Origin of the sequence: Streptomyces sp. NPDC002054, assembly GCF_040296685.1 — a bacterium.
In the GTDB taxonomy this organism is placed as follows: domain Bacteria; phylum Actinomycetota; class Actinomycetes; order Streptomycetales; family Streptomycetaceae; genus Streptomyces.
The window spans coordinates 58579-78224 of the sequence record NZ_JBEOXT010000034.1 but is presented as its reverse complement, the minus strand read 5'-3'; the positions used below and the strand labels follow the sequence as shown (position 1 = coordinate 78224).

22 protein-coding genes are annotated in these 19646 nt (G+C 70.2%); 10 read left to right on the top strand and 12 right to left on the bottom strand.

The features are described 5' to 3' along the window. Positions 1 to 54: 54 nt before the first annotated feature. Entirely contained in the window at positions 55 to 879 is an 825-nt protein-coding gene (locus tag ABT123_RS28120; RefSeq protein WP_351319662.1) for an NmrA family NAD(P)-binding protein, read from the bottom strand. Between the two features lie 104 nt (positions 880 to 983). Here ABT123_RS28120 and ABT123_RS28115 point away from each other — a divergent pair, with 104 nt between their 5' ends. Further along, the gene (locus ABT123_RS28115) at positions 984 to 1529 is read left to right on the top strand and encodes a flavoprotein (RefSeq protein WP_351319660.1); all 546 of its coding nucleotides are present in this window, start codon (positions 984 to 986) and stop codon (positions 1527 to 1529) included. A gap of 57 nt (positions 1530 to 1586) precedes the next feature. On the opposite strand, the gene ABT123_RS28110 is transcribed toward ABT123_RS28115, so the two are convergent. After that, on the bottom strand, positions 1587 to 2408 hold the full coding sequence (locus ABT123_RS28110; protein WP_351319658.1) for an AfsR/SARP family transcriptional regulator: 822 nt from the start codon (positions 2406 to 2408) through the stop codon (positions 1587 to 1589). A gap of 386 nt (positions 2409 to 2794) precedes the next feature. Here ABT123_RS28110 and ABT123_RS28105 point away from each other — a divergent pair, with 386 nt between their 5' ends. Then, on the top strand, positions 2795 to 3733 hold the full coding sequence (locus tag ABT123_RS28105) for a ScbA/BarX family gamma-butyrolactone biosynthesis protein (protein WP_351319656.1): 939 nt from the start codon (positions 2795 to 2797) through the stop codon (positions 3731 to 3733). Between the two features lie 6 nt (positions 3734 to 3739). Here the strand turns inward: ABT123_RS28105 and ABT123_RS28100 are convergent, their stop codons facing one another. Both ABT123_RS28100 and ABT123_RS28095 read right to left on the bottom strand, forming a co-directional pair. Continuing rightward, entirely contained in the window at positions 3740 to 4696 is a 957-nt protein-coding gene (locus ABT123_RS28100; protein ID WP_351319654.1) for an NAD-dependent epimerase/dehydratase family protein, read from the bottom strand. A gap of 655 nt (positions 4697 to 5351) precedes the next feature. Next, complete coding sequence (locus ABT123_RS28095; protein WP_351319652.1) at positions 5352 to 6377, bottom strand: terpene synthase family protein; 1026 nt, start codon at positions 6375 to 6377, stop codon at positions 5352 to 5354. 151 nt (positions 6378 to 6528) lie between these two features. Here ABT123_RS28095 and ABT123_RS28090 point away from each other — a divergent pair, with 151 nt between their 5' ends. The 5 genes from ABT123_RS28090 to tpg all read left to right on the top strand — a co-directional run bounded on the left by ABT123_RS28090 (position 6529) and on the right by tpg (position 10604). Then, complete coding sequence (locus ABT123_RS28090) at positions 6529 to 6726, top strand: type II toxin-antitoxin system prevent-host-death family antitoxin (protein WP_266794129.1); 198 nt, start codon at positions 6529 to 6531, stop codon at positions 6724 to 6726. A gap of 38 nt (positions 6727 to 6764) precedes the next feature. Next, entirely contained in the window at positions 6765 to 7133 is a 369-nt protein-coding gene (locus ABT123_RS28085) for a DUF6247 family protein (protein WP_351319650.1), read from the top strand. Next, entirely contained in the window at positions 7130 to 7453 is a 324-nt protein-coding gene (locus ABT123_RS28080; protein ID WP_351319648.1) for a hypothetical protein, read from the top strand. The genes ABT123_RS28085 and ABT123_RS28080 overlap by 4 nt, the downstream gene beginning before the upstream one ends. Before the next feature lie 421 nt (positions 7454 to 7874). Next, complete coding sequence (gene tap / locus ABT123_RS28075; protein WP_351319646.1) at positions 7875 to 10040, top strand: telomere-associated protein Tap; 2166 nt, start codon at positions 7875 to 7877, stop codon at positions 10038 to 10040. A gap of 9 nt (positions 10041 to 10049) precedes the next feature. After that, positions 10050 to 10604, top strand: a complete 555-nt coding sequence (gene tpg, locus ABT123_RS28070) for a telomere-protecting terminal protein Tpg (RefSeq protein ID WP_351319644.1) — start codon at positions 10050 to 10052, stop codon at positions 10602 to 10604. Between the two features lie 27 nt (positions 10605 to 10631). On the opposite strand, the gene ABT123_RS28065 is transcribed toward tpg, so the two are convergent. Both ABT123_RS28065 and ABT123_RS28060 read right to left on the bottom strand, forming a co-directional pair. Further along, positions 10632 to 11075, bottom strand: coding sequence for a TIGR03618 family F420-dependent PPOX class oxidoreductase (locus ABT123_RS28065; protein ID WP_351319642.1), 444 nt, complete (start codon positions 11073 to 11075; stop codon positions 10632 to 10634). A gap of 53 nt (positions 11076 to 11128) precedes the next feature. Next, on the bottom strand, positions 11129 to 11542 hold the full coding sequence (locus tag ABT123_RS28060) for a hypothetical protein (protein ID WP_351319640.1): 414 nt from the start codon (positions 11540 to 11542) through the stop codon (positions 11129 to 11131). Between the two features lie 154 nt (positions 11543 to 11696). Between ABT123_RS28060 and ABT123_RS28055 the strand changes: the two genes are divergently transcribed. From ABT123_RS28055 to ABT123_RS28045, 3 genes are all read left to right on the top strand, one after another. Continuing rightward, positions 11697 to 12410, top strand: a complete 714-nt coding sequence (locus ABT123_RS28055) for an alpha/beta fold hydrolase (protein ID WP_351319638.1) — start codon at positions 11697 to 11699, stop codon at positions 12408 to 12410. Positions 12411 to 12479: 69 nt separating this feature from the next. Beyond that, positions 12480 to 13463 carry an erythromycin esterase family protein gene (locus ABT123_RS28050; RefSeq protein ID WP_351319636.1) on the top strand — a complete coding sequence of 328 codons (984 nt, stop codon included), beginning with the start codon at positions 12480 to 12482 and terminating at the stop codon, positions 13461 to 13463. Positions 13464 to 13510: 47 nt separating this feature from the next. After that, the gene (locus ABT123_RS28045; RefSeq protein WP_351319634.1) at positions 13511 to 14254 is read left to right on the top strand and encodes a VOC family protein; all 744 of its coding nucleotides are present in this window, start codon (positions 13511 to 13513) and stop codon (positions 14252 to 14254) included. Positions 14255 to 14266: 12 nt separating this feature from the next. Here ABT123_RS28045 and ABT123_RS28040 read toward each other — a convergent pair whose 3' ends face one another. The 6 genes from ABT123_RS28040 to ABT123_RS28015 form a co-directional block, all read right to left on the bottom strand. Next, the gene (locus tag ABT123_RS28040) at positions 14267 to 14866 is read right to left on the bottom strand and encodes a flavodoxin family protein (RefSeq protein ID WP_351319632.1); all 600 of its coding nucleotides are present in this window, start codon (positions 14864 to 14866) and stop codon (positions 14267 to 14269) included. Between the two features lie 361 nt (positions 14867 to 15227). Then, entirely contained in the window at positions 15228 to 16322 is a 1095-nt protein-coding gene (locus ABT123_RS28035; protein ID WP_351319630.1) for a barstar family protein, read from the bottom strand. Beyond that, complete coding sequence (locus tag ABT123_RS28030; protein ID WP_351319628.1) at positions 16319 to 16594, bottom strand: HEAT repeat domain-containing protein; 276 nt, start codon at positions 16592 to 16594, stop codon at positions 16319 to 16321. The genes ABT123_RS28035 and ABT123_RS28030 overlap by 4 nt, the downstream gene beginning before the upstream one ends. 251 nt (positions 16595 to 16845) lie before the next feature. Further along, complete coding sequence (locus ABT123_RS28025) at positions 16846 to 17928, bottom strand: ParB/RepB/Spo0J family partition protein (RefSeq protein WP_351319626.1); 1083 nt, start codon at positions 17926 to 17928, stop codon at positions 16846 to 16848. After that, positions 17925 to 18656 carry a ParA family protein gene (locus tag ABT123_RS28020; RefSeq protein WP_351319624.1) on the bottom strand — a complete coding sequence of 244 codons (732 nt, stop codon included), beginning with the start codon at positions 18654 to 18656 and terminating at the stop codon, positions 17925 to 17927. Before ABT123_RS28020 ends, ABT123_RS28025 begins: the two co-directional genes overlap by 4 nt. Positions 18657 to 18970: 314 nt before the next feature. Further along, positions 18971 to 19615, bottom strand: a complete 645-nt coding sequence (locus ABT123_RS28015) for a dihydrofolate reductase family protein (protein WP_351319622.1) — start codon at positions 19613 to 19615, stop codon at positions 18971 to 18973. Positions 19616 to 19646: the final 31 nt, after the last annotated feature.

Sequence of the window (19646 nt, the reverse complement as noted above, 5' to 3'; positions counted from 1 at the left end):
GGTTCTGACAAGGCGATCCCGCTCGGGCCTGCTGCCCACCCCCCGAGGTCCGTTTCAGGCCACGCTCCAGACGCCGGTGGCGGCGGCCTCGCGGGCGTAGTCGGCGAAGTCCCTCGGCTTGCGTCCGAGGACCTCCTCGACGCCGTGGACCAGGTGGGCGTTGCGCCCGTCCAGGATCAACGTGAACAGGTCCGCGAACTCCTCCGGGAGGCCGTTCTCCCTGAGCACGGCCCGGTACTGCTCGTTGGTGACGGGGACGTACGCGATCTCGCGGCCGGTGGCCTTCGAGAGTTCGGCGGCGACGTCGGCGAAGCTGAGCAGGCGCGGGCCGGAGAGCTCGTAGACCTTGCCGGTGTGCCGGTCGTCGGTGAGGGCGGCGACCACGACGTCGGCGATGTCCTCCGCGTCGACGAAGGCCTCGACCGCGTCCGCGGTGGGCAGCGCGATCTCGCCCGCCAGGACCGGCTCCAGGAAGAAGGCCTCGTCGAAGTTCTGGTTGAACCACGAGGCCCGCACGATGGTCCAGTCGGCGCCCGAGGCCTTCAGACGGGCCTCGGCGGCCTCCGCCGCCTCCTCACCGCGCCCGGACAGCAGCACCAGGCGGCGCGCGCCCGATGCGACGGCCAGCTCCGAGAACGCGCCGATCCGGTCGACGGCCCCGGGGAAGGCCAGGTCGGGGTAGTAGGTCACGTACACCCGGTCCACGTCCTCCAGGGCGGGGGCCCAGGTGGCGGGCTCGTCCCAGTCGAAGGCCGGCGCGCCGCGACGGGATCCGATCCGCACCGGGCGACCCTGGGCGGCGAGCTTCTCGGCGACGCGGCGGCCGGTCTTGCCGGTGCCGCCGATCACGAGGGTGGTGTTGTTCTCGGTGTTTGTCATGGCTTCAGTCAAGGCCAGTTCCGTGAGACGGAACATAGCGCCAACACTCAGGCGCATACGCGAGCGTCTACAGCGACCGCCGCCTCATAAGATCACATACTGATATGACCAATACCCTGTATCTGCTCTGCTCCGCCGCCCCGCCCGTCTTCGACGTGGCCCGGGTGATCGAGGACGCCCAGGCACGCGGCTGGGACGTCTGTCTCGGGCTGACCCCGACGGCGGCCCACTGGCTGGCCGGCGGTCTCGACGGACTGGCCGCGCTGACCGGTCACCCGGTGCGCTGGCAGTACAAGTTCCCGGGTGACCCGGACGTCTGGCCGGCGGCCGACGCACTGCTCTTCGCCCCGGCCACGTTCCACTCGGTCAACTCCTGGGCGCTCGGCCTCACCGACCGCTTCGTGGTGGGCGTGGCCGCCGAGGCCCTCGGGAAGGGCACGCCGACCGTGGCGATGCCCTGCACCAACGAGGCGCTGGCCCGGCATCCGCAGTTCGAGCAGAGCCTGGCCACGCTGCGCGCGGGGGGCATCGAGGTGCTGCACGGCGACACCGGCCACGCCCCCGGGCCGGCCGGCACCGACGACCCCGGCCCGTTCCCCTGGGACCTGGCCCTGGACGCGGTCGGCCGGGCCCTGAACCGGACCGCCTAGCAAAGCCCCGGCCCCTGCGCCGGCGGCTGCTGTGGTCGTGCCTGCGGCCACGGATTCCTAGGCGGCGTAGAGGTCGAAGGTGGATCCGCGCTTGGGTCCGGCAGTGATGTCGAGAGCGGGATCGACGGCGAGCATCGCCTGGTGCAGGCGCTGGAGCTGGGGCGAGGGTTCGACTCCGAGTTCTTCGATGAGACGGGCGCGCAGCCGCCGGTAGACGTCCAGCGCGGTGGCCTGCCGGCCGGAGCGGTAGAGGGCGACCATGGCCTGTGAGTGCAGCCCCTCGTGCTGTGGGTGGCGGGCGATCAGCTCGGTGAGTTCGGCCAGGAGTTCGGTGTGCCGGCCGAGCCTCAGATCGACGTCAATGCGCCGTTCCACGGTGACCAGACGGCTCTCCTCCAGCCGCATGACCTCGATCTCCAGAATGGGTCCCACGCGTACGTCGACCAGCGCGGGTCCCTGCCATAAGCCGAGGGCATTACGCAGCAGGCCGGCGGCCCGCTCGTCGTCCCCCGCCTCGAATGCCGACTGGCCCTGGGAGACCAGGGTTTCGTAGGCGTGCACATCCACGCTCTGCGGCGGTATCTGCAACAGGTATCCGCCGTGCCGGGTGGCAAGTACTTCCTTGGCCGCCCCGGGTGCCCCCGGGCCCATCGCGGTGCCCAGCCGTCTGCGGAGCTGCAGGATGTACGTCTGCAGGGTGGTCAGCGCGCTCTGTGGCAGCTCGGTCCCCCAGATCTCCTCCATCAGCGTCGGAACCGGCATCACCCGCCCGGGATACAACGCCAGCAGCGTCAACACCTGTCGGGGCTTCCGCGCCGTGGGAACAATCGAGCCACCGTTCACCTCGGCGCTCAACGGACCCAGAACCTGAATCTTCACGGTCTCCTCCGTAGGTCGTCGAAATTCCCCTCGTTTTCGGCCTTCGACGCAGGCACGGTAGCGGTCTCCTGGGCAATGTCACCAAATCCTCGAGCCTTTTTCGAGCCCATTGCGAAAAAGGTTACCGATTTCCGATCACATGAACGAAATTTCCCGCCGGAAATACCTTGCCCCGCCCGAATCCCCGTGGATTTCCCGTGGACTCCCCCTGGAGCGACACGCCCCGTGGCGCAACCCTTGCGAATAAAACCGGCGAGTACGTATCTTGCGATGTCGCATGTGCAACCCATCCCGTCCGCCCGTCTGCAGACACGGCCCAGAGGGAGAGTTCCATGACCACAAAAACAATACGGAACAATGAATTCCGCGGGAACGGATTAGCCGGATTGACCACCACGGTGCCGCGGGAGTTCGTCCACCGGAGATCACTCGCGGAGGTGTTCCTGACGGGCTACGAGCGGATCGAGGACAACGTCTTCTCCCTCAAGGGACAGTGGCCCCGCGCCCACACCTTCTTCACCAGCGCCGACGGCAGCAGCCACGACGCGGTCCAGGTCGGCGAGACCATCCGGCAGGTCGGCCTCTACCTCTGCCACGCCGTGTACGGGGTCCCGCTCGGCCACCACGTGGTCTTCCACCGCCTCGACTTCCGCTCCAGGCCGGATCAGCTGAGGATCGGGCGCAGCCCGAGCGAGCTCAGCATGACCGCCGTCTGCCCGGACCCGCGCTGGACGGGCGACCGGTTCTCCGGCTCGCTGGAGGTCCGTATCCACCGGTCCGGCGAGCCGGTCGCCGCCGGCACCGCCCGCCTCACCTGGGTCGCGCCCGCCACCTACCGGCTGCTCCGCGGCGGGCGCGGCGGTCCGGGCGGCCGGGAGTCGCAGGGCCCCGGCGGGCGGCGCCGGGATGCAGCAGGTCCCGGCCGGCCGCCGCAGCGCCGTACGCCGATCACGGCGAGCTCGGTGGGCCGGCTGCTGCCCTTCGACGTGGTCCTCGCCCCGGCGGACCGGGCCGACCGGCCGGGCCGCTGGCTGCTCAGCCCGGACCTCCGGCACCCGATCCTGTTCGACCAGGCCGACGACCACCACCCGGGCATGGTCCTGGTCGAGGCCGCCCGGCAGGCCGCCTGCGGGCTCCACCCGCCCGGCGGCTTCACCCCCGCGGCGGTCTCCACGGAGTTCCACCAGTACGCCGAACTGGACGCCCCCTGCTGGGTCGAGGCCCGGGTGCTGGCGCCCGGCCGGGTCGGGGTCACCGGCCGGCAGCACGGGCGGACCGTGTTCACCTCGACGGTGACGGGCTCCACGGAACCCACCCACCACTAGGCCGGCCTAGTGAGCGTCCCGCCGGTCCCCCCGGTACCAGGCCGCGTACGCGCCGAAGGCCTCGGCGAACGGCGGCCCCGGCGACGCCGACAGCTGCCCCCACAACCGCCCGCTGTCGTACCAGTGGTCGACCGACAGCAGCGACACCAGGCGGCGCAGCCCCACAGCCTCCGGCCCCTCCCCCATCAGGGCCATCGCCCCGGCGAGGTCCGTCTCCCCGGCGGGCAGCGGCAGGCCGAGTTCCCGCGCGACCGTCTCCACCAGCTCCCGACCGGTCACCGGCTCGGGGTGGGCCGCGTGCAGCACCCGCCCCGGCCCGCCCGTCCGTTCAGCCCGTTCATCCCGTTCATCCCGTACGGCGAGCTCGGCGAGCGCGTCCGCCAGCGCGTCCACCGAGATCAGGGACATCCGGGCCCGGCCGCCGTCCACCCAGGACGGCAGCCGGGCCAGCAGCCGCACCAGCGAGGGCACCACCCAGCGGTCACCCCGGCCGTAGACGAGGTGCGGGCGCAGCACCGTCCCGCCGGCTTCGAGCACCAGCCGTTCGCCGGCCAGCCGGGTCACGCTGGTCACCGATTCCGGGTCCTCCGCGAGCTCCCCCTCCGCCGCGCCCCGGTGCGCCCCGTCCCGGTACACCGCGGCGGTGCCCAGCTGCACGATCCGCCGTACCCCGGACCGCTGCGCCTCGGCGAGCAGCGCGCGTGTGCCCGCCTCGTTGACGGCCCGGCACTCCTGCTCCGAGCCGCCGATCCGCGCGGCCAGGTGCAGGACGGTGCCGACGCCCTCGCACAGCCCGCGCAGCGAATCCGGCCGCGCCAGATCGCCCCGTACGGTCTCCGCCCCCGGCACCTCGCCGCGGTGCACCAGCGCCCGTGTCCGCACGCCGGCGCGGGCCAGCCGCTCCACCACGTGCGCTCCGACGAACCCCGCCCCACCCGTGACCAGCACGGTCTTTGTCGTCATCACCCGGTTAACGTACTGGTCGACTGGTTTCTTCAGTCGGGTGTTCGAACACTCGGATTTCGACAGCGGCATTGGACAGGGTCCATCAGCTCGGCGGCGGCTGCGGGGCAGCGGCGCGGCCCAATGTCCGGGTGGTGGACCCGTACGCACACGCGACCGGGCAGCCCGCTGACGCCTGGTTCCTTGAGGCGATGCGGGAGACGGGGTTCGCGGTCACCGCGTGCGCCCGCCCCTCCGCGTCCGGGGCGGGTCCGTCCGCAGTGAGAACGGGGTGGGCTGGGAGGCCCCGCACCATGTCCGCCAAGGAGCGGTCAACTCATGGACGAGGCAGCGGCGGTCTCCCACGACAACAAGCTGTACATCATGTACCGCCGCTGACCCGCGCGCCCCAGGCGCTGCTCCCCACAGGCGGGGCCCGTCGGTTCGCCGGCAGGCCCTGTCGCTGGGGGCGCCGTGGCATCCACCGCGAAGTTGAAGACCGGCAAGATCCGGGGGTGGGTTGCGGCGTTCGGTGGCCGGTGCCGGCCGCCGGTGGCGGGTGTCTCTGCTGGTAGCCGATCAGGCGGCCACTGCTCTCACCGGCCGCGGCCCGTTCCCGCTCCACCACCGCCCCTGCCGGGGCGGTGCGGGACGTTTTCGATCTCGTCGGCAGGGTTCACGCGGGTCTGCCCGGCCAGGCCCGCAGGACCTGTTCGAAGTAGCCGGGCCCGGTGTTGGGCAGGATGTGTGGTGCCGTGGTGTAGCGGTGGGTCTGGGTCTGCCAGGCGTGGTAGCCGCTCATCCACGTACCCATCACCTCGACATAGGTCCGCACGGCGGCGACTTCCCGCCCGCCCAGCCCGAGCTGCGCGCACAGGCCGGGCACCTGCGAGGCGTGTTCCTGGAACTGTTCGACTCGCTGGTGGACTTCCCGGCGAGCGTGCGCGATGGCTTCCTCGCGGGTGCAGCTGCGGCTGTGTTCGATGACGAGGACGAGATTGTCGACGTCGCCGCGGGCTTCCTCCTTCTCCAGGGAGTAAACGTCGTTGCACATCATGGGGATGTCGACGGCGATCTCCCGCATGAGGCGCAACTGGGGGCTGTGGAACGCGGCAGCGGGTATGTGGATGCCGGCGGCGCGTTCGGCCAGGGAGATGGTCAGGGCAGTACCGGCGGTGCCCCGGCGGACCTGAAGGTAGCTCTCCATGTCGCCCGGGGTGCCGCGAAGACGGCCTATGGCTTCGTGGGCCTGGGTGGCGAAGTAGTACTCCCACTCGTGCGCCGTCCGGGCGACCCAGCCGGGGTGGGCGCCCTCTGTGCTGCGGGCCCACAGGTCGGCGAACGCGACCGAGCAGGCGTCCGCCCCGGCCGCGGGGGTGGCCCCGTGGACGATGTCGATGAGCTGCTGGCACACGGCCGCAGCCCGGGCGGGGTTCTGTCCGAGTGGACCGTCGAACTGGTCGTCGAACACGAAGAAGAACCCCATCGTGTCCGCGCACAGGTCCAGGACCGGCCCGGTCGCGTGGGGGAAGCCGTAGGCCGCCAACCGCGGCATGTCCCAGGACGTGTACCACTCCAGGGATCCGCCCTCGCCGACCAGGCCCAGCCGCTGCACCCACTGAAGGTTGCGGCGCCGAGCTCCATCGAGATCGGGGCTGAGGACGAGGGGGAAGGGCAGGTCGAACTCGACAATCACGCGCACTGGCGCCTCCTCGTCACTCCGCCTCCTCAGGCGCACGCGGCGTTCGGCCGGGACCCTTTGAGGACGTTGGAGTGCTGGTCGTGCGCGGCAGACCGGTGCATGAGGGAGGGCGGAACTATCGCAACTATGATAGTTGGGGTAGGTTGGGGGGATGGAGCCGAAGACGTACACGACGATCGACCTCCGCAAGCAGATGGGCGAGATCCTCGACCGCACCCGGATCGCGGGGGAGCCTGCCGCGATCACCCGCAAGGGCAAGACCCTGGCCTACCTCGTGCCGGCCGAGTGGTTCGAGCAGTACATGGCACAGCGCCCGTCGGCCCCCGGCGCCGACCAGAACGCCGCCTGAACGAGCCGGACCGCAGGCAGACCAGGAGTCCCTTCGTCATGACAGCGCAGCCCATCCACTTCGACGGCCCCGGCGGCGAGAAGCCCCGCCAGGTGCCGCCGATGCCCGAACGCACCCCGCAGGCCCTGCGCCTGGCCATCCAGGAGCACGCCCCGCATCTGCTGCCGGACTTCGAGGCCCACTGGCGCCGCGCGATCGGCGACGCCTTCAACCTCACCCCGGTACCGGCCTTCATGCGCCTGTGGTGGACCCAGTACGCCATCGCCCGCGACCCAGGTCTGGAAGCCCACCTGCGCGACCTCGAAGCGCGCGCCGCGAAGTCCGAGGACCCCGAGGAGTCCGCCCGGCTCCTGGCCGAGTACAGCCGGCTGCGCCGCCAGGCGGCTGTGGTGGAGCCCGGCCGGTGACCGATGAGCTCCCACTCCCGCCCTGGAAGATGGACTGGACGGCAGAGGCGCTCCAGGAATTCGAGAGCATGCCCGAGGACGGCAAGCAGCTGATCCTGTCAGCCCGCGCCGAGCTGATCACCACCCCGGATCCCTACTACCGGGGCATCGACGCCGATGCGTCCCTGCCGCACTGGATCACCGTCCGCCCCCTGGCCTCGACCAGTCCGGGCGGCCCGCACATCGCCGACCTCGCCGGTGGCCGCGGCTGGCTCATCTTCACCTTCACCCGCCGCCACGCTGACCCCCAGATCACCGTCACCGACGCGTTCTGGGCCTGACCGGGCACCGCACGGCCTGGCCGGCCGAGCCGGGTTGCGGCGGACCGGTTGACGGAGGCGTCGGCGGTGCGCCCTGGGGCACCCCCTCTGCCCGTTTGCGGCTGGTGACACCGCCATCCCGGCCCGTGTGGTCAGTCTCCGGCGCCCTCGTCGTCGGGGTGGGCTGCGGCCGGGTCGCGCAGGGGCGGCAGCGCCCCGCCCGGCCGGAAGCAGTGGAACGAGTAGTAGCCCAGGACATTGAGGTTGCCTGGCGGAGCGGGGAAGCCGAACCCCAGCGCCGTCGGGGATCACCGCGCCGGCCGACCAAGATCGTTCCTTGGCGCTCATGGCTGTTCCGTTGTTCCCCGCGGCCGGACAGGGGGCGTGTGTTCCGTGTGTGTTCAGAGGTGCGTTTGACCTAGGCTTCGGGTCGGAGGTCCCCATGCACAACGAACAAGACACCCTCTTCGCGGCGGTCGATGCGCTGCTGGCGGAGACGGCGGCCAAGGATGCGCTGCCGGAGCCGGACGAGCGGAAGCGGCTGCGCGAGGCGGCGGGACTCAGCCAAGAGCAGATCGCCCGGGCGCTGTCGGTCCGCCGCGAGACGGTGACCTCCTGGGAAACCGGCCGCACCGACCCCCGCCCCCCGAAGCGCGCGGCCTACCTCCGCCTCCTGGACGGCCTGGCCAACCTCCACCCCACCCCTGCACCCGCCGCCGCGACGGAGCCCACAGCGCAGCGCGAGCCGCAGCCGGCACCCGCAGCCATGGCCGGGCCCGCGCCCGTACAGGCCGAACCGCAACAGCCCGCAGCAACGGCACAGCCACAAGCCGCACCCACGGCGCAGCCGGCACCCGCCGCCGCAACCGAGCCCGCGCCCGCGCCCGTACGTGCCGAAGCGCAGCAGCCGGCAGCAGCCATGGTCCGGGCCCCGCTCCGCCTGGAAGGCAACGGCCCGCTCGCCGTGCTCGATGGCACCGGCAAGGCGCATGCCGCCGGCGGGGTCCTGCTCTCGCACCCCGCCGACGACCTCCCCGCCCTGCTCTCCTGGGCCCTCGCCGAGGCCGACCTGCGCTCCCCCCGCCTGCACGCCAATGGCCGGGACGGCGACCCGCTCCTCGTCCTCACCGCCGAGGCCACCGAGGCCCTCGGGCTCCCCCTCGTCCTCGAGGACCGCCGCGGCCTCCGCCTGCCGGACAACCATCCCCTCGTCAAGCAGCTCACCAAGGCCAAGTGGAAGCTGACCCGCCGTGGCTTCGGCCCGTGGGCCCGCATCTACCGTCCGGCCACCGCCGCCACCGGCCGGCAGTGCGTGCAGCTCGCCGTCCTGCCCTGGGGTGCGCTCGACGCCCGTGCCTGGGGCGAGGAGACCGCCGGGCTGCCCGCCCCCGAACTCGCCGAGCTGCTCACCACGTACGCCGCCCGGGTGCTGACCCCGCGCGGTTCCACCGCCGTCACCGGCCTCGAGCTGATGACCTCGCTGCGTCCGCCGACCCGCGCCGCCAAGGACCCCGGCACCGGTGCCTGGGTGTCGGCGAGCGTGCCCGGCTCCCTCACCCGGGCCGTGGACCCGGCGCCTCCGGAAGCCCCCGACGAGCACCCCGTGGTCGCCGCCCTGTACCCGCGCTCCCACCAGCGAACCCCGGCCGAGGTCCTCGACGAGGAGGCGTACGACTGGATCCGCGACCCCGAGCTCCTGACCGACGCCGAGTGCGCCCGTACCCACGCCGTCGGCATCGACATCAACATGGCCTTCGCCGCCGCCGCCAACCGCCTGGTGGTCGGCACCGGTCCCGCCGTGCACACCCGGACCCCCGTCTTCGACCCGAAACTCCCCGGCAGTTGGCTGGTGGACCTGTCCGGTCTGCCCCTCGACCCGCGGCTGCCCAGCCCCTTCACCCCGCACGGCGCGCCCCCCACCGGCCCGGCCTGGTACGCGACGCCGACCCTCGCCTACGCGCAGGAGCTCGGCTTCGACGTCTCCCCCACCGAGGCCTGGGTCCGTCCCGAGCACGGCAACTACCTCGACCGCTGGTACCTCCGGCTCCGCGACGCCTATCTGGCCACCATGGCCGACCTCGGGGTGACTCCCGCCCTCTCGGGCGTCGAGTTCCTCCGGGCCATGGAGGTCCACAAGCAGCAGGATCCGCTGCGGACCGCCGTACTCTCGGCGATCAAGTCGACCGTCAAGGGCGGTATCGGCAAGCTCCGCGAACGCCCGCAGGGCGCCGCCTACCGCCCGGGCGAACCCTGGCCGGCCCTGGAACGCCCCACCTGGCGGCCCGACATCCGCGCCGCCGTCATCTCCACCGCCCGGGTGAACATGCACCGCAAGATGTACAAGCTCGCCACCGCGGCCGAGCTGTACCCGATCGCGGTGCTCTCCGACTGTGCCGTCTACCTGTCCGACGGCCCCAGCCCGCTCGACTTCCTGCCCTGCACCCCGGAGGGCAAGCCCGTCCCCGGCGGCTTCCGTCTGGGGGTCAGCCCTGGCATGGTCAAGCACGAGGGCAGCCAGCCGCTGCTCTGGGCCGTCGGGATGCTCGACGAAGGCCACAACCCCGCCCGGCACATCAAGGGCCACGACGCCGCGGCCGACGGAGAGTAACCCCACCCCATGCCAGAGATCAGCGACGGCCTCACCCGTGCCGACGAGCAGAACTTCACCCGGCCGATCCCCAAGTCGGCGGGCGCCCAGATGCGGTTCCTCGTCCGGCAGCTGAAGTCGACCAGGGAGGTGGCCGCCCTCCTCGCGGTCTCCCAGCGCACCGTCGAACGGTACGTGAAGGACCAGATCAAGCAGCCGAAGCCGGCGCTCGCGGCCCGCCTCGAGTCCGAGGTACGGCGCCGCTGGCAGCCGCTGGTCCGCAAGCGGGCCCGCGACCGGGCGGCCCGTACCACCGGCCTGGTCATCGAGACCCGCGCCCGCTTCGGCTTCACCGCGGCCCCGGGCACCACCGACGACGGCCGGATGCGCCGGATCACCCAGCAGCTGCCGCCCGAGTACGCGGAGCGCCTGTTCGCCGCGCAGGAGGCCGGCGCCACCGAGGAGCAGCTCCGGCACATCGCCGCGGAAGGCCTCCAGGAGATCTACTTCAAGGACCACGGCGCCCGCGCCCAGGGCCTCCTGGTCGAGTTCACCGACATCGACTACGTGGACTTCGACTTCTAGGTCCTTGAGTTGGCGGCAGCCTGCCGGTCAGGGAGCGGGGATGGGGCCTCCGGGCCGGAACGGCTCCACCCCGACGATGTGCCGCACCTTGACCGGGCGCACGATCACCGCGACTCGCTGCTCCCCCGGCATGATCCACTCGAAGTCGCTGCCCAGGTACTTGCGGGCCATCCGGTCCATCCGGTCGTGTGCCTCCTCGCCCTCGATGAAGCGGGCCACCACGCCACTGATCTGCACTCGGTCGAAGGGGTCGGTGGCGTCCGCGTGCGAGAGATAGACACGGGGATCGCGGCGCAGGTTTTCCTCCTTCACTCGGCCCACCGAGGTGTTGAACGTCAGCTCCCCCTCCCCCTCCAGATCCACCCACATCGGGCTGACCTGCGGTGCTCCATCGGCGAACACAGTGCCGACGTACCAGATGTTGGGGGCCTGCAGCCGGGCGCGGACAGCTTCATCGAATGTCGCAGTCATCCTGGGAGGCTACTGGCACGAGACGCGCTGCCCGTCGGCTACGGCGCCAGTGATCATTCCACTGTCAGTAAGAAGATCACTGTGCCCAGGATGAGGAAGATCCCGCCCAGGAGGGCTGCGATGGCGAGCGTGCCGGCGACACGGGCAATCAACATGCCCCAGAACTCCGCCCGCCGCCCGTCGGGAGTGTCGGTGCGCCAGTCTGACGGGATGTCGACGCTTCCCTCGGCGATGGCCGGCGCGGCCCTGTGCACGTCTCCCGGGTGGAAGTAATAGATCGTCGGCTCCGCCCCCCAGGTGCCCCGGTCTTTCCCGCCGACCCTGCGGACGCGGACATCCGCACGATAGGCGACACCCGACAGCCAGTCCTTACGTACCGGCCACAGTTTCGCGACCTCGTCACTGCTGAGCCAGGGCTCCTCCTCATGCACTGACTCTGGTGTTCCCGGATCCGGCGTGTGCGGCATGCATCCCCCTCGGTACAGCAGGCCTCCAGTACACATCCGCTGCCCGCATACCGATAGAGCGCCTCCGGTGGCGAGCGCCGTGCGCCCGCAGAGGTCGGTTCGGCTGTTGGTGAACGGTGCTTCTGTGGCGCGGGCGGCCCGATATTTTCCCGGCATGGCCGATCATCACGTGATTGACGTTGGAGGCGTCCGGCTGGCCTATCAGGTCTCGGGACCGCCGGACGCTCCGCCGCTCGTCATGTTGCACGCGCTGGGCGAGGATGCCACGGACTGGGACATCGTGGCCCCTGTCTTCGCCCGCAGCCGGCGTGTCTATGCTCTCGATCTTCGCGGTCACGGCCGGAGTGACTGGCCAGGGACGTACTCGCTGCAACTCATGCGGGACGACGTACTCGGATTTCTGGATGCACTGGCACTTGACCGGGTGGATCTGGTGGGGCACTCAATGGGCGGGATCGTTGCCTATGTGCTTGCCGAGGACTGTCCGCAGCGTGTGGACCGGCTCGTCTTGGAGGACGTTCCGATCCCACGCCCTCGGGAACAGACCACTCCGGCCAGGCCGGATGGGAAGCTGACGTTCGACTGGGACATGGTGTTGGCCGTCAGGCGGCAGATCGACACGCCGGATGCGGGATGGCTGGAGCGCCTCAGCAGGATCACCGCCAAGACCCTTGTCGTGGCCGGCGGACCACGCAGTCACGTGTCCCAGGAGGGCATCGCCGAGTTGGCCCGTCGTGTTCCTCACGGGCGAGTCGTCACCATTCCGGCCGGGCACTTGATCCACAAGTCCGAACCGATGGAGTTCACGAAGGCCGTTCTGGAGTTCCTGCAGTCGCAGGACGAACCCTGCCCTGCACCGGAAGCATGAGATTCGGCCGCTGCGGCAGACGCGCCCCGGCCTTGACCTCAAGTGCGGTTGAGGGCAAAAGCTTTGGCCATGACCACGCAGACGGATCACATCGAGATCAGAGGTCTGGCCATGTCCGAGACGGTGATCGAGTGGATCAGAGAGCACGCCCATCCCCTCACCATGCTCGATTCCGAAGCCCCGTTGACCGACCTCCTCCCGGTGGCCGACATCGTGCGTGATGCCCAGGTCGTAGCTGTCGGTGCCGCGACCCGCCAGGCCCACGAGCTGTCCGCTCTCTCGCACAGGCTCGTCCGATTGCTGGTCGAGGAACTGGGATTCCGTTCCATTCTGCTGGAAGGGGACGAAGCGTCACGGGTCGGACTCGACGAGTACATCAGGACCGGAACAGGGGACCCGCGGGTGATGCTCTCCGAGGCCCGGTCCTTCTGGCAGACCGAGGAGATCCTCGACGTCATCCGCTGGATGCGCTCCTTCAACCGTCGGCACCCCGATGACCCGGTTCGGTTCGCCGGGGCCGACCGCATTCCACAGAGCCAGACTTCCCCGCTCGACGGCCTGGCCGGCATCGAGCGGAGTCTGGCCGAGGGCGCCATCCGGTGGCATGAAGCCACCTCGGACAGGATCGTCTACTGGGGTGGCATCGCCCACACCGTCAACGGCAATCCGCGGACCGTCTCTCCCTCTTCCCCGCCGATGACACACCAGAACGCGGGCAGTTACCTCCGCGAGCATTTCGGCGCCGGTTATGTCTCCATCGGCCTGACCTTCCACCACGGTATGGCTCCCTACCGTGTCCTGCCCCCTCCGGCGGAGTTCGCCGACGCAGTCCTGGGAGCCACTGGGCTGGATGCCTATCTTCTGGACCTGCGCGCCGATGGCCCACCCCCGGTGCGGACCTGGCTCGATACACCGACCAAGACGCGCATGATCGGTCCTGATTACGACCCCGCCGACAATGCCGCTTACCACCTTTCCGGTGGATCGCTCGCAGACTGGTTCGACGCCATCCTCCACACGCAAGAGGTCACCCCGGTCCGTGCCCTCTCCTAGGGGCTTCGACCGGGCGGAGCCGGCGGGCGACGCATAGGATCGCCGGCATGGCACTGCGACCCGTCATGGTGAACATAAAGGCTCTTGATGGCTCGGCTGTCGGGCGGTTCTGGGCGGAGGCGCTCGGCTGGAGTGCTTACAGCCCCGGCGTGACCACGTACGTCGGACCCGCCGGCGGCCTCGTGTGGCCGGACCCGGTCTTCGTCGGCATCGACATCGTCCCCGTCCCGGAACCCAAGACCACAACAAAGAACCGTGTGCACCTCGATCTCGCCACCACCTCTGCGGCCCATCAGGCGGAGTTGGTCGCGCGCCTGAAGGCTCTCGGTGCGACGCCCGCCCACGTCGGCCAGGGCGACGACGTGCCGTGGACGGTCCTCGCCGACCCGGAGGGCAACGAGTTCTGTGTGCTGGAGCCTCGGGAGATCTACCGGGACACCGGGCCGATCGCCGCGGTGGTGGTCGACTGCGAGGATCCGCGGGCCATGGCCCGGTTCTGGGGCGAGGCGATGGACTGGACCGTGCACGAGGTGACCGACGATCAGGCATCGTTGCGCTCCGCCAACGGCGTCGGCCCGTATCTCGAGTTCCTCCGCACGCCCGACGGGAAGACCGTGCCGGACCGCATCCACCTCGACCTGCTGCCGTACCCCGGTGACGACAAGGAGGCGGAGGTGGCCCGGCTGCGGGCCCTCGGTGCCACCGACCTCGACCTCGGCCAGGGCGATGTCCCGTGGACCTGCCTGGCCGACCCCGAGGGCCACGAGTTCTGCGTCCTCGCCCCGTCCTGACACCGTTGGGGGCTACTGCTGTTCGGCCGGCTCTTCGAAGGGGAAGCGGGCGAGCGGGGCCTCGCGCTGGAAGAAGGTCTTGGCGCGGATCATCGCGCGCTCGTCGTTCCGAACCTGCCCGGGGCGGGAGCCGTTGCCGAGCAGCACGCCGCCGAATCGCATGTGCAGGTACGCCGCGGTGTGGTTGAGGTTGGTCGCCAGCCCGTCGGCGACGATCTCGTCGTGGTCGGACATGGCCGTCACGCCCCACAGGGTCCGGCCCGCCATCCGCTTCTTGAAGTCCAGGCCGGGCACCGAGAGCCAGCCCGACCAGTAGTCGAGGTAGCGCTTGGTCTGGGCGGAGACGGTGTACCAGTACAGCGGGGAGGCGAGCACGATGTCGGTGGCCTCCAGGGTGAGCCGCCGCAGTTCCTCCTCGTGCTCCCCGGCCGGCAGATCCTCCGTCTCGTGCCGTCCGTCCTGGAAGTCGGGCAGGGGCAGCTGGGCCAGGTCCACCCAGTGCTGCGGGGTACCGACCGGCAGCTGCTCGGCCGCGGCGCGGGCGAGTATCTCGGTGTTGCCGTTCGGACGGGAGCTGCCGAGGACGAAGAGGAACGAGCGGTCGGTGGTCATGTCTGCTGCTCCGGTCTCGGAGGATGGTGGGTTCCTCGCTTCCAACTCCCTTGATTCGAGGGATATTCCGGCGGCACGCGGTTGCCGTATTTCGACTAAACCGGGAGAAAACGGACCGCCAGAATGGGGCCCTGGAGGCCCGAACGGCCACTCCCCCATGTGATGGGACCACCGAGGGGCCGATAGGGCCTCAGGCGGCCGTACAGCGATTTTCGGCTTGCCGCTCGGCCCCAAAACCGGCAGGAGCGGCCCGCCGAGGTGGCCGGCCGCTCCGTTTTTCAAAACCGGGTTTTAAACTGCATGCGCGTTACATCGATTACGGCTGCTCTCCAGGGCCTGGCCGACTTCCCGGCGCGCCAACTCACGTGAAGGTCACGTGCATCCCGCCCTCGGTCAGGACTTCGAGCACCAGGGCGACCAGGTCGTACTGCTCGCCCTCCGGCGCCAGGACGCGGGACAGGTGCTCGCGCGCAGTCGCAGCGTCCCGCCAGAGCAAGGTTGCGGGGGCGGTGTAGCCGAAGTTGCCGCGCAGACAGTCCGCGAGGGCGTCCAGGCAGCCGCCGAAGTAGCCGCCCGGCCCGTTGACGGCCTCGCCGAGTGCCAGGTAGAGGCCCGGTTCATCGGTGATGTGCCGGCCGTCCAGCTCGTACGCGTGTCCGGCCTGCCGGTCCTGGTGCTTGAGCCGACAGCCCCGCTCCCGGACGAGATCGAGCCAGGCCCCACGCTGACGGGTCCCGAGCGCAGCCCAGGCGCCAGGGGCGTCCGGCGGGCCGGCGAGCCAGCGCTCCCAGACGGGCCGGGCGTATCCCGGTACGGGTGCGACGTATCCGTCGAGTTCCAGATCAATCAGGTCCGTCCCGCGGGAGGACGGCTGCCACGTGCGGACTTTGGGCCGCAGCAGCCGGTCGGTGAGCGGCTCGCCCCGGTCGTCCCGTATCTCCAGCCAGGCCTCCTCCAGGTCCAAGGTGCGTCGGGTGCTCGTCACCAGTGCCCGCCGTAGCCGATCACCCGGGGCGAGCCCCCGCAGGACGAACGGGTGCTCTGCCTGCTCGGGCGGCAGGACGCGGGCGAACTCCCGGCAGGAGCCCAGCCACCGGTACCCGTCGTGCAGCCGGACAGGCCCCCTGTACCCCTCGGGCGGACCCTCGTAGTCGTCCAGACCGGTGAGCACAAGACCGTCCGTTCCCGGGTACTGTCCGAGGCTTTCCGCGTCCTCCAGCAGCCAGGCATCGAGCGTCCTGTCCTCCGGCACCAGCCACACCCGGCTGCCGACCCAGGCGTGTACCTCGGCTCCGTCGGGAACCCAGCCGAACAGTTCGTACGTCCCTCGCAGGGGTTCCCGGAACAATCCCTCCACCTCGGCGCAGACGCCCCAGACCTGGCCACTTCCTGTGTCCGTCAGCGTGTACCGCCCCTGGCCGCGATGGCCCCTGTCCACATGCACGGTGGGAATCATGCCCAGACCAGGTGTGGTCCGCGAAGCTCTTTTCGTGGTCGGTCAGGGTGGGAGTCCTCGTTCGTGGCGTCGAGGCCGCGAAGGATGTCGTCGCCTCGCGGATCGTCGCGCAGCGCGAGCCGTACCGCCGCCTCCACTCGCACGCCTTCATCCGTGTCGGCGAGGCACGAAGCGAGCGAGTCCGAGGCGTCCTGGGCATGCGCCGGCGCGGCGGCGAGAACGAAGCAGGCGGTCCGGCGGACCTCTGCGTCTTCGTCCCTTGTGCACTCCACGACGGCGTCAAGTACCGCGGGCCCCCCGTCCCGATCGCACGGCAGAGCCTCTCCCGGCCCCGCTCCACCGGCCCGTCGCACAGCGAGACAAGCCCGATGGAGCTTAGTCGGCCTGGAGAATGCGATGTTGGTGCCCCTCGCTCAGTCACACGATTTTCGGCTCGCTGTCCGGACCCAAAACCGGCAGGAGCGGCCCGCTGAGGTGGCGGGCCGCTCCGTTTTTCAAAACCGGGTTTTGAACTGCATGCGCGTTACATCGATTGCGGCTGCTCCAGCAGGAGTTCGGCGAGGCGCTGACGGTACGTATCGTCCGTCAGCTCTCGGAGGCCCCGCGCCAGATCCTCGGGCCGGTCGACCGCCTCCAGCAGAGCGCTCAGCAACGGGAGTACCGGTGGCATCGACTCCACCGGCGCCTCGCTACGGGGCTTGACCACCGGAGCCGGGGCTGGAGCCGGCGCCGGAGCCGAAGCCAGAACCTGCTCGGCGACCGGACCGGATTCCGGCACGACCTCCGCCACGACTTCCGGAGCCGGGGCGGGTGCTGGAGCTTCGGCCGGGGTGGGGGCGGGAGCCGGGGCCTGGGCCGGTTCGGGTGGCGGGGCCGGGGTCGGGGTCGGCTTGGATTTTGGGAGCTCCGACTGGCGCTGGAGATCCGCGAACTGTGCCCGCTGCTCGGCGTGGTCGGCCGTACGGGAGGCCAGTTCGCGCGCCGCCTTCAGCTTGAACACCCCGGCGTCGACCCGCCGCTGCAACTCGGGGGCGAGCCGCAGCAGGGACAGCCGGTGCGATACGTACATCTGCGACTTGCCGATGCGCGTGGCGACCTTCTCCTGCGATCCGTACTTCTCCACCAGCGCCTGCAGGAAGGCGGCTTCCTTGCACGGCTCGATCGCCTTGCGGTGGATGTTCTCGATGATGACGGCCTCGTCGAGCAGCCCCTTGCCGTCACCGAGGTGGTCCTGCACCTTGATGTCGATCCGGGTCCAGCCGAGCTGGCGGGCAGCCGCGAAACGCCGGTTGCCGTTCACCACGACCCAGTCGGCGTCGCCGATGGCCTTCGTGTGCTCGGGCTTGATCCGCAGGAACACGTTCCGGGAGACCACCACGACGGGCTGGAGCTGGCCCACTTCCCTGAGGGTGAGCATCAGCTCCTCGAAGCCGGGGTCGCTGGTGCTGTACTCCCCCTCGCGGCGCGGGTTGCCCGGGTTGCCGACGACGGTGTGCATCAGCGCGGTGCTCGGCGGGAGCTTCACCTCGGGCTCGGCGGCCGAGCCCGAGGTGGCGGCGGGCGACTTCTCCCCGATGAGGCTGGCGAAGTTGGTGCGCTTGCTCATCGGCGCTTGGCCCCCGCCCCGATCTCGAGCGCCAGCTTGTAGAAGTCCTCGCGGGCCTCCATGGCCACCCGGTTCTTCTTGTAACGGGTGACGACCGTGCCCTCGACGGCGGCGCGGGCGTGCACCTTGTAGTGCCGGATCACGGTGTTGGCGAGGTTCCAGCCGCTGCCCTCGATGAACGCGCGGGTGTCGTCGAGGTCGGCGACACCGTCGCGCGGATCCCAGTTGTTGATCACCACCCAGTAGGGCAGACCGAGCGGCTTGACGACCTCTTCGATGGTGGTCTGGGTCGGGATGAAGCCGAGGGGCTCCGGCTCGACAGGGATGATGAGGTCGTCGGCGTTGGCGAGTACGGCGCGCATGGCATCGGCCGCCGCGCTGTCCCCGAAGGGGTCCCCGGCCCGGCCCAGCTCGTCCTCCGGCAGGTCCATCCAGCCGGGGGTGTCGATGAAGGCGTGCTTGACCTTGCGGGTCCGCTTCAGATCGGGGAAGTAGGTCAGGTCCTTGCGGGACTTGGTCTGGATGAAGGAGAAGGGGAGATCGTCCCCGACCCGCTCCGACCACCAGGTCGCGGAGCCCTGCGGGTCGCTGGAAACGGCGACGACGTAGTCGGGCTCTCCCTGGGGGGCTTCACCGAGAACCTCTGCCGCGACGGCGGCGATATTGACGGTGAGGGTCGATTTTCCGACCCCGCCCTTGCGGTTGATGACGGCAGTGATGCGTGCCATGAGTGGTACTCCATAGGTTCCGTGTGCTTCCCGGCCGCAGGAGGGCCGGTACTAGCGGACCGGGACAGCATTGCACGGCACGGTCATTTGTCGGAATCTCACACCAGGGAATCCCCACCGGAGTTCAAAACCCGGTTTTGGTGATCTTGGAAGATTCCGCACCGGGAGCGCCGGAGAAGGCCCGGTTTCAAAACCCGGTTTTGGTGATCTTGGAGAACCGACCCCGGAAGAGGTCGGCGGGGGAGTGGCTCGGGAGGGCCGATTTCAAAACCGGGTTTTGGTGATCTTGGTGGGGGAGGGGCGCCGGCCCTCGGTCACCTTCGCCAGAACAGGTGGTGCGTCACACCGCTCGGGCTGGGCACGACCTCGAGGTGGAACCGGTCGAGCAGCTCATCGGGGGACTCCCAGAGTCGTGCCCCGGATCCGATCTCCACCTGCGAGACCGCCACGTGCAGGGTGTCGACGAGGTCGGCGTCAAGGAACTCCCGGATGGTGGTGGCCCCGCCGCCGAGCCGGACGTCCTTGCCCTGCGCCGCTTCCCGTGCCAGTTCGAGGACCGTGGCCGGGTCGCCGTCGACGAAGTGGAACGTAGTGTCGGAGAGGGTGAACGAAGGCCGCTTGTGGTGGGTCATCACGAACACCGGGGTGTGGAACGGCGGCTCGGCGCCCCACCAGCCGCGCCAGTCGTGGTCCTGCCAGGGCCCGCGCTGGGGCCCGAACTTGTTGCGGCCCATGATCTCGGCGCCGATGTTGCGTGCGAAGTCGCGCGTGAAGTAGTCGTCGAGACCGCGGCTCCCGCCGGGGTCGGTACGCATGGGCCAGCTCGCCGTGGCGCCGGCCCAGGCGAACATCTCGCCGGGATCGGCGTCGCCGAACGGTCTCTCGAGGCTCTGGTGCTCCCCGGCGCCGAATCCGTCGCGCGAAACGTTGAAGTTCTGGACCCTCAGCAGCTGCTCCATGCATTCAGGCCTGCCTCTGTGGCCATCCCGG

Coding starts and splice junctions, on each gene's coding strand:
- ABT123_RS28120 (WP_351319662.1), bottom strand. CDS start 879: ATGACAAACACCGAGAACAACACCACCCTCGTGATCGGCGGCACCGGC.
- ABT123_RS28045 (WP_351319634.1), top strand. CDS start 13,511: ATGGCACTGCGACCCGTCATGGTGAACATAAAGGCTCTTGATGGCTCG.
- tpg (WP_351319644.1), top strand. CDS start 10,050: ATGCCAGAGATCAGCGACGGCCTCACCCGTGCCGACGAGCAGAACTTC.
- ABT123_RS28085 (WP_351319650.1), top strand. CDS start 6,765: ATGACAGCGCAGCCCATCCACTTCGACGGCCCCGGCGGCGAGAAGCCC.
- ABT123_RS28100 (WP_351319654.1), bottom strand. CDS start 4,696: ATGACGACAAAGACCGTGCTGGTCACGGGTGGGGCGGGGTTCGTCGGA.
- ABT123_RS28015 (WP_351319622.1), bottom strand. CDS start 19,615: ATGGAGCAGCTGCTGAGGGTCCAGAACTTCAACGTTTCGCGCGACGGA.
- ABT123_RS28020 (WP_351319624.1), bottom strand. CDS start 18,656: ATGGCACGCATCACTGCCGTCATCAACCGCAAGGGCGGGGTCGGAAAA.
- ABT123_RS28055 (WP_351319638.1), top strand. CDS start 11,697: ATGGCCGATCATCACGTGATTGACGTTGGAGGCGTCCGGCTGGCCTAT.
- ABT123_RS28025 (WP_351319626.1), bottom strand. CDS start 17,928: ATGAGCAAGCGCACCAACTTCGCCAGCCTCATCGGGGAGAAGTCGCCC.
- ABT123_RS28115 (WP_351319660.1), top strand. CDS start 984: ATGACCAATACCCTGTATCTGCTCTGCTCCGCCGCCCCGCCCGTCTTC.
- ABT123_RS28065 (WP_351319642.1), bottom strand. CDS start 11,075: ATGACTGCGACATTCGATGAAGCTGTCCGCGCCCGGCTGCAGGCCCCC.
- ABT123_RS28060 (WP_351319640.1), bottom strand. CDS start 11,542: ATGCCGCACACGCCGGATCCGGGAACACCAGAGTCAGTGCATGAGGAG.
- ABT123_RS28035 (WP_351319630.1), bottom strand. CDS start 16,322: ATGATTCCCACCGTGCATGTGGACAGGGGCCATCGCGGCCAGGGGCGG.
- ABT123_RS28050 (WP_351319636.1), top strand. CDS start 12,480: ATGACCACGCAGACGGATCACATCGAGATCAGAGGTCTGGCCATGTCC.
- tap (WP_351319646.1), top strand. CDS start 7,875: ATGCACAACGAACAAGACACCCTCTTCGCGGCGGTCGATGCGCTGCTG.
- ABT123_RS28090 (WP_266794129.1), top strand. CDS start 6,529: ATGGAGCCGAAGACGTACACGACGATCGACCTCCGCAAGCAGATGGGC.
- ABT123_RS28040 (WP_351319632.1), bottom strand. CDS start 14,866: ATGACCACCGACCGCTCGTTCCTCTTCGTCCTCGGCAGCTCCCGTCCG.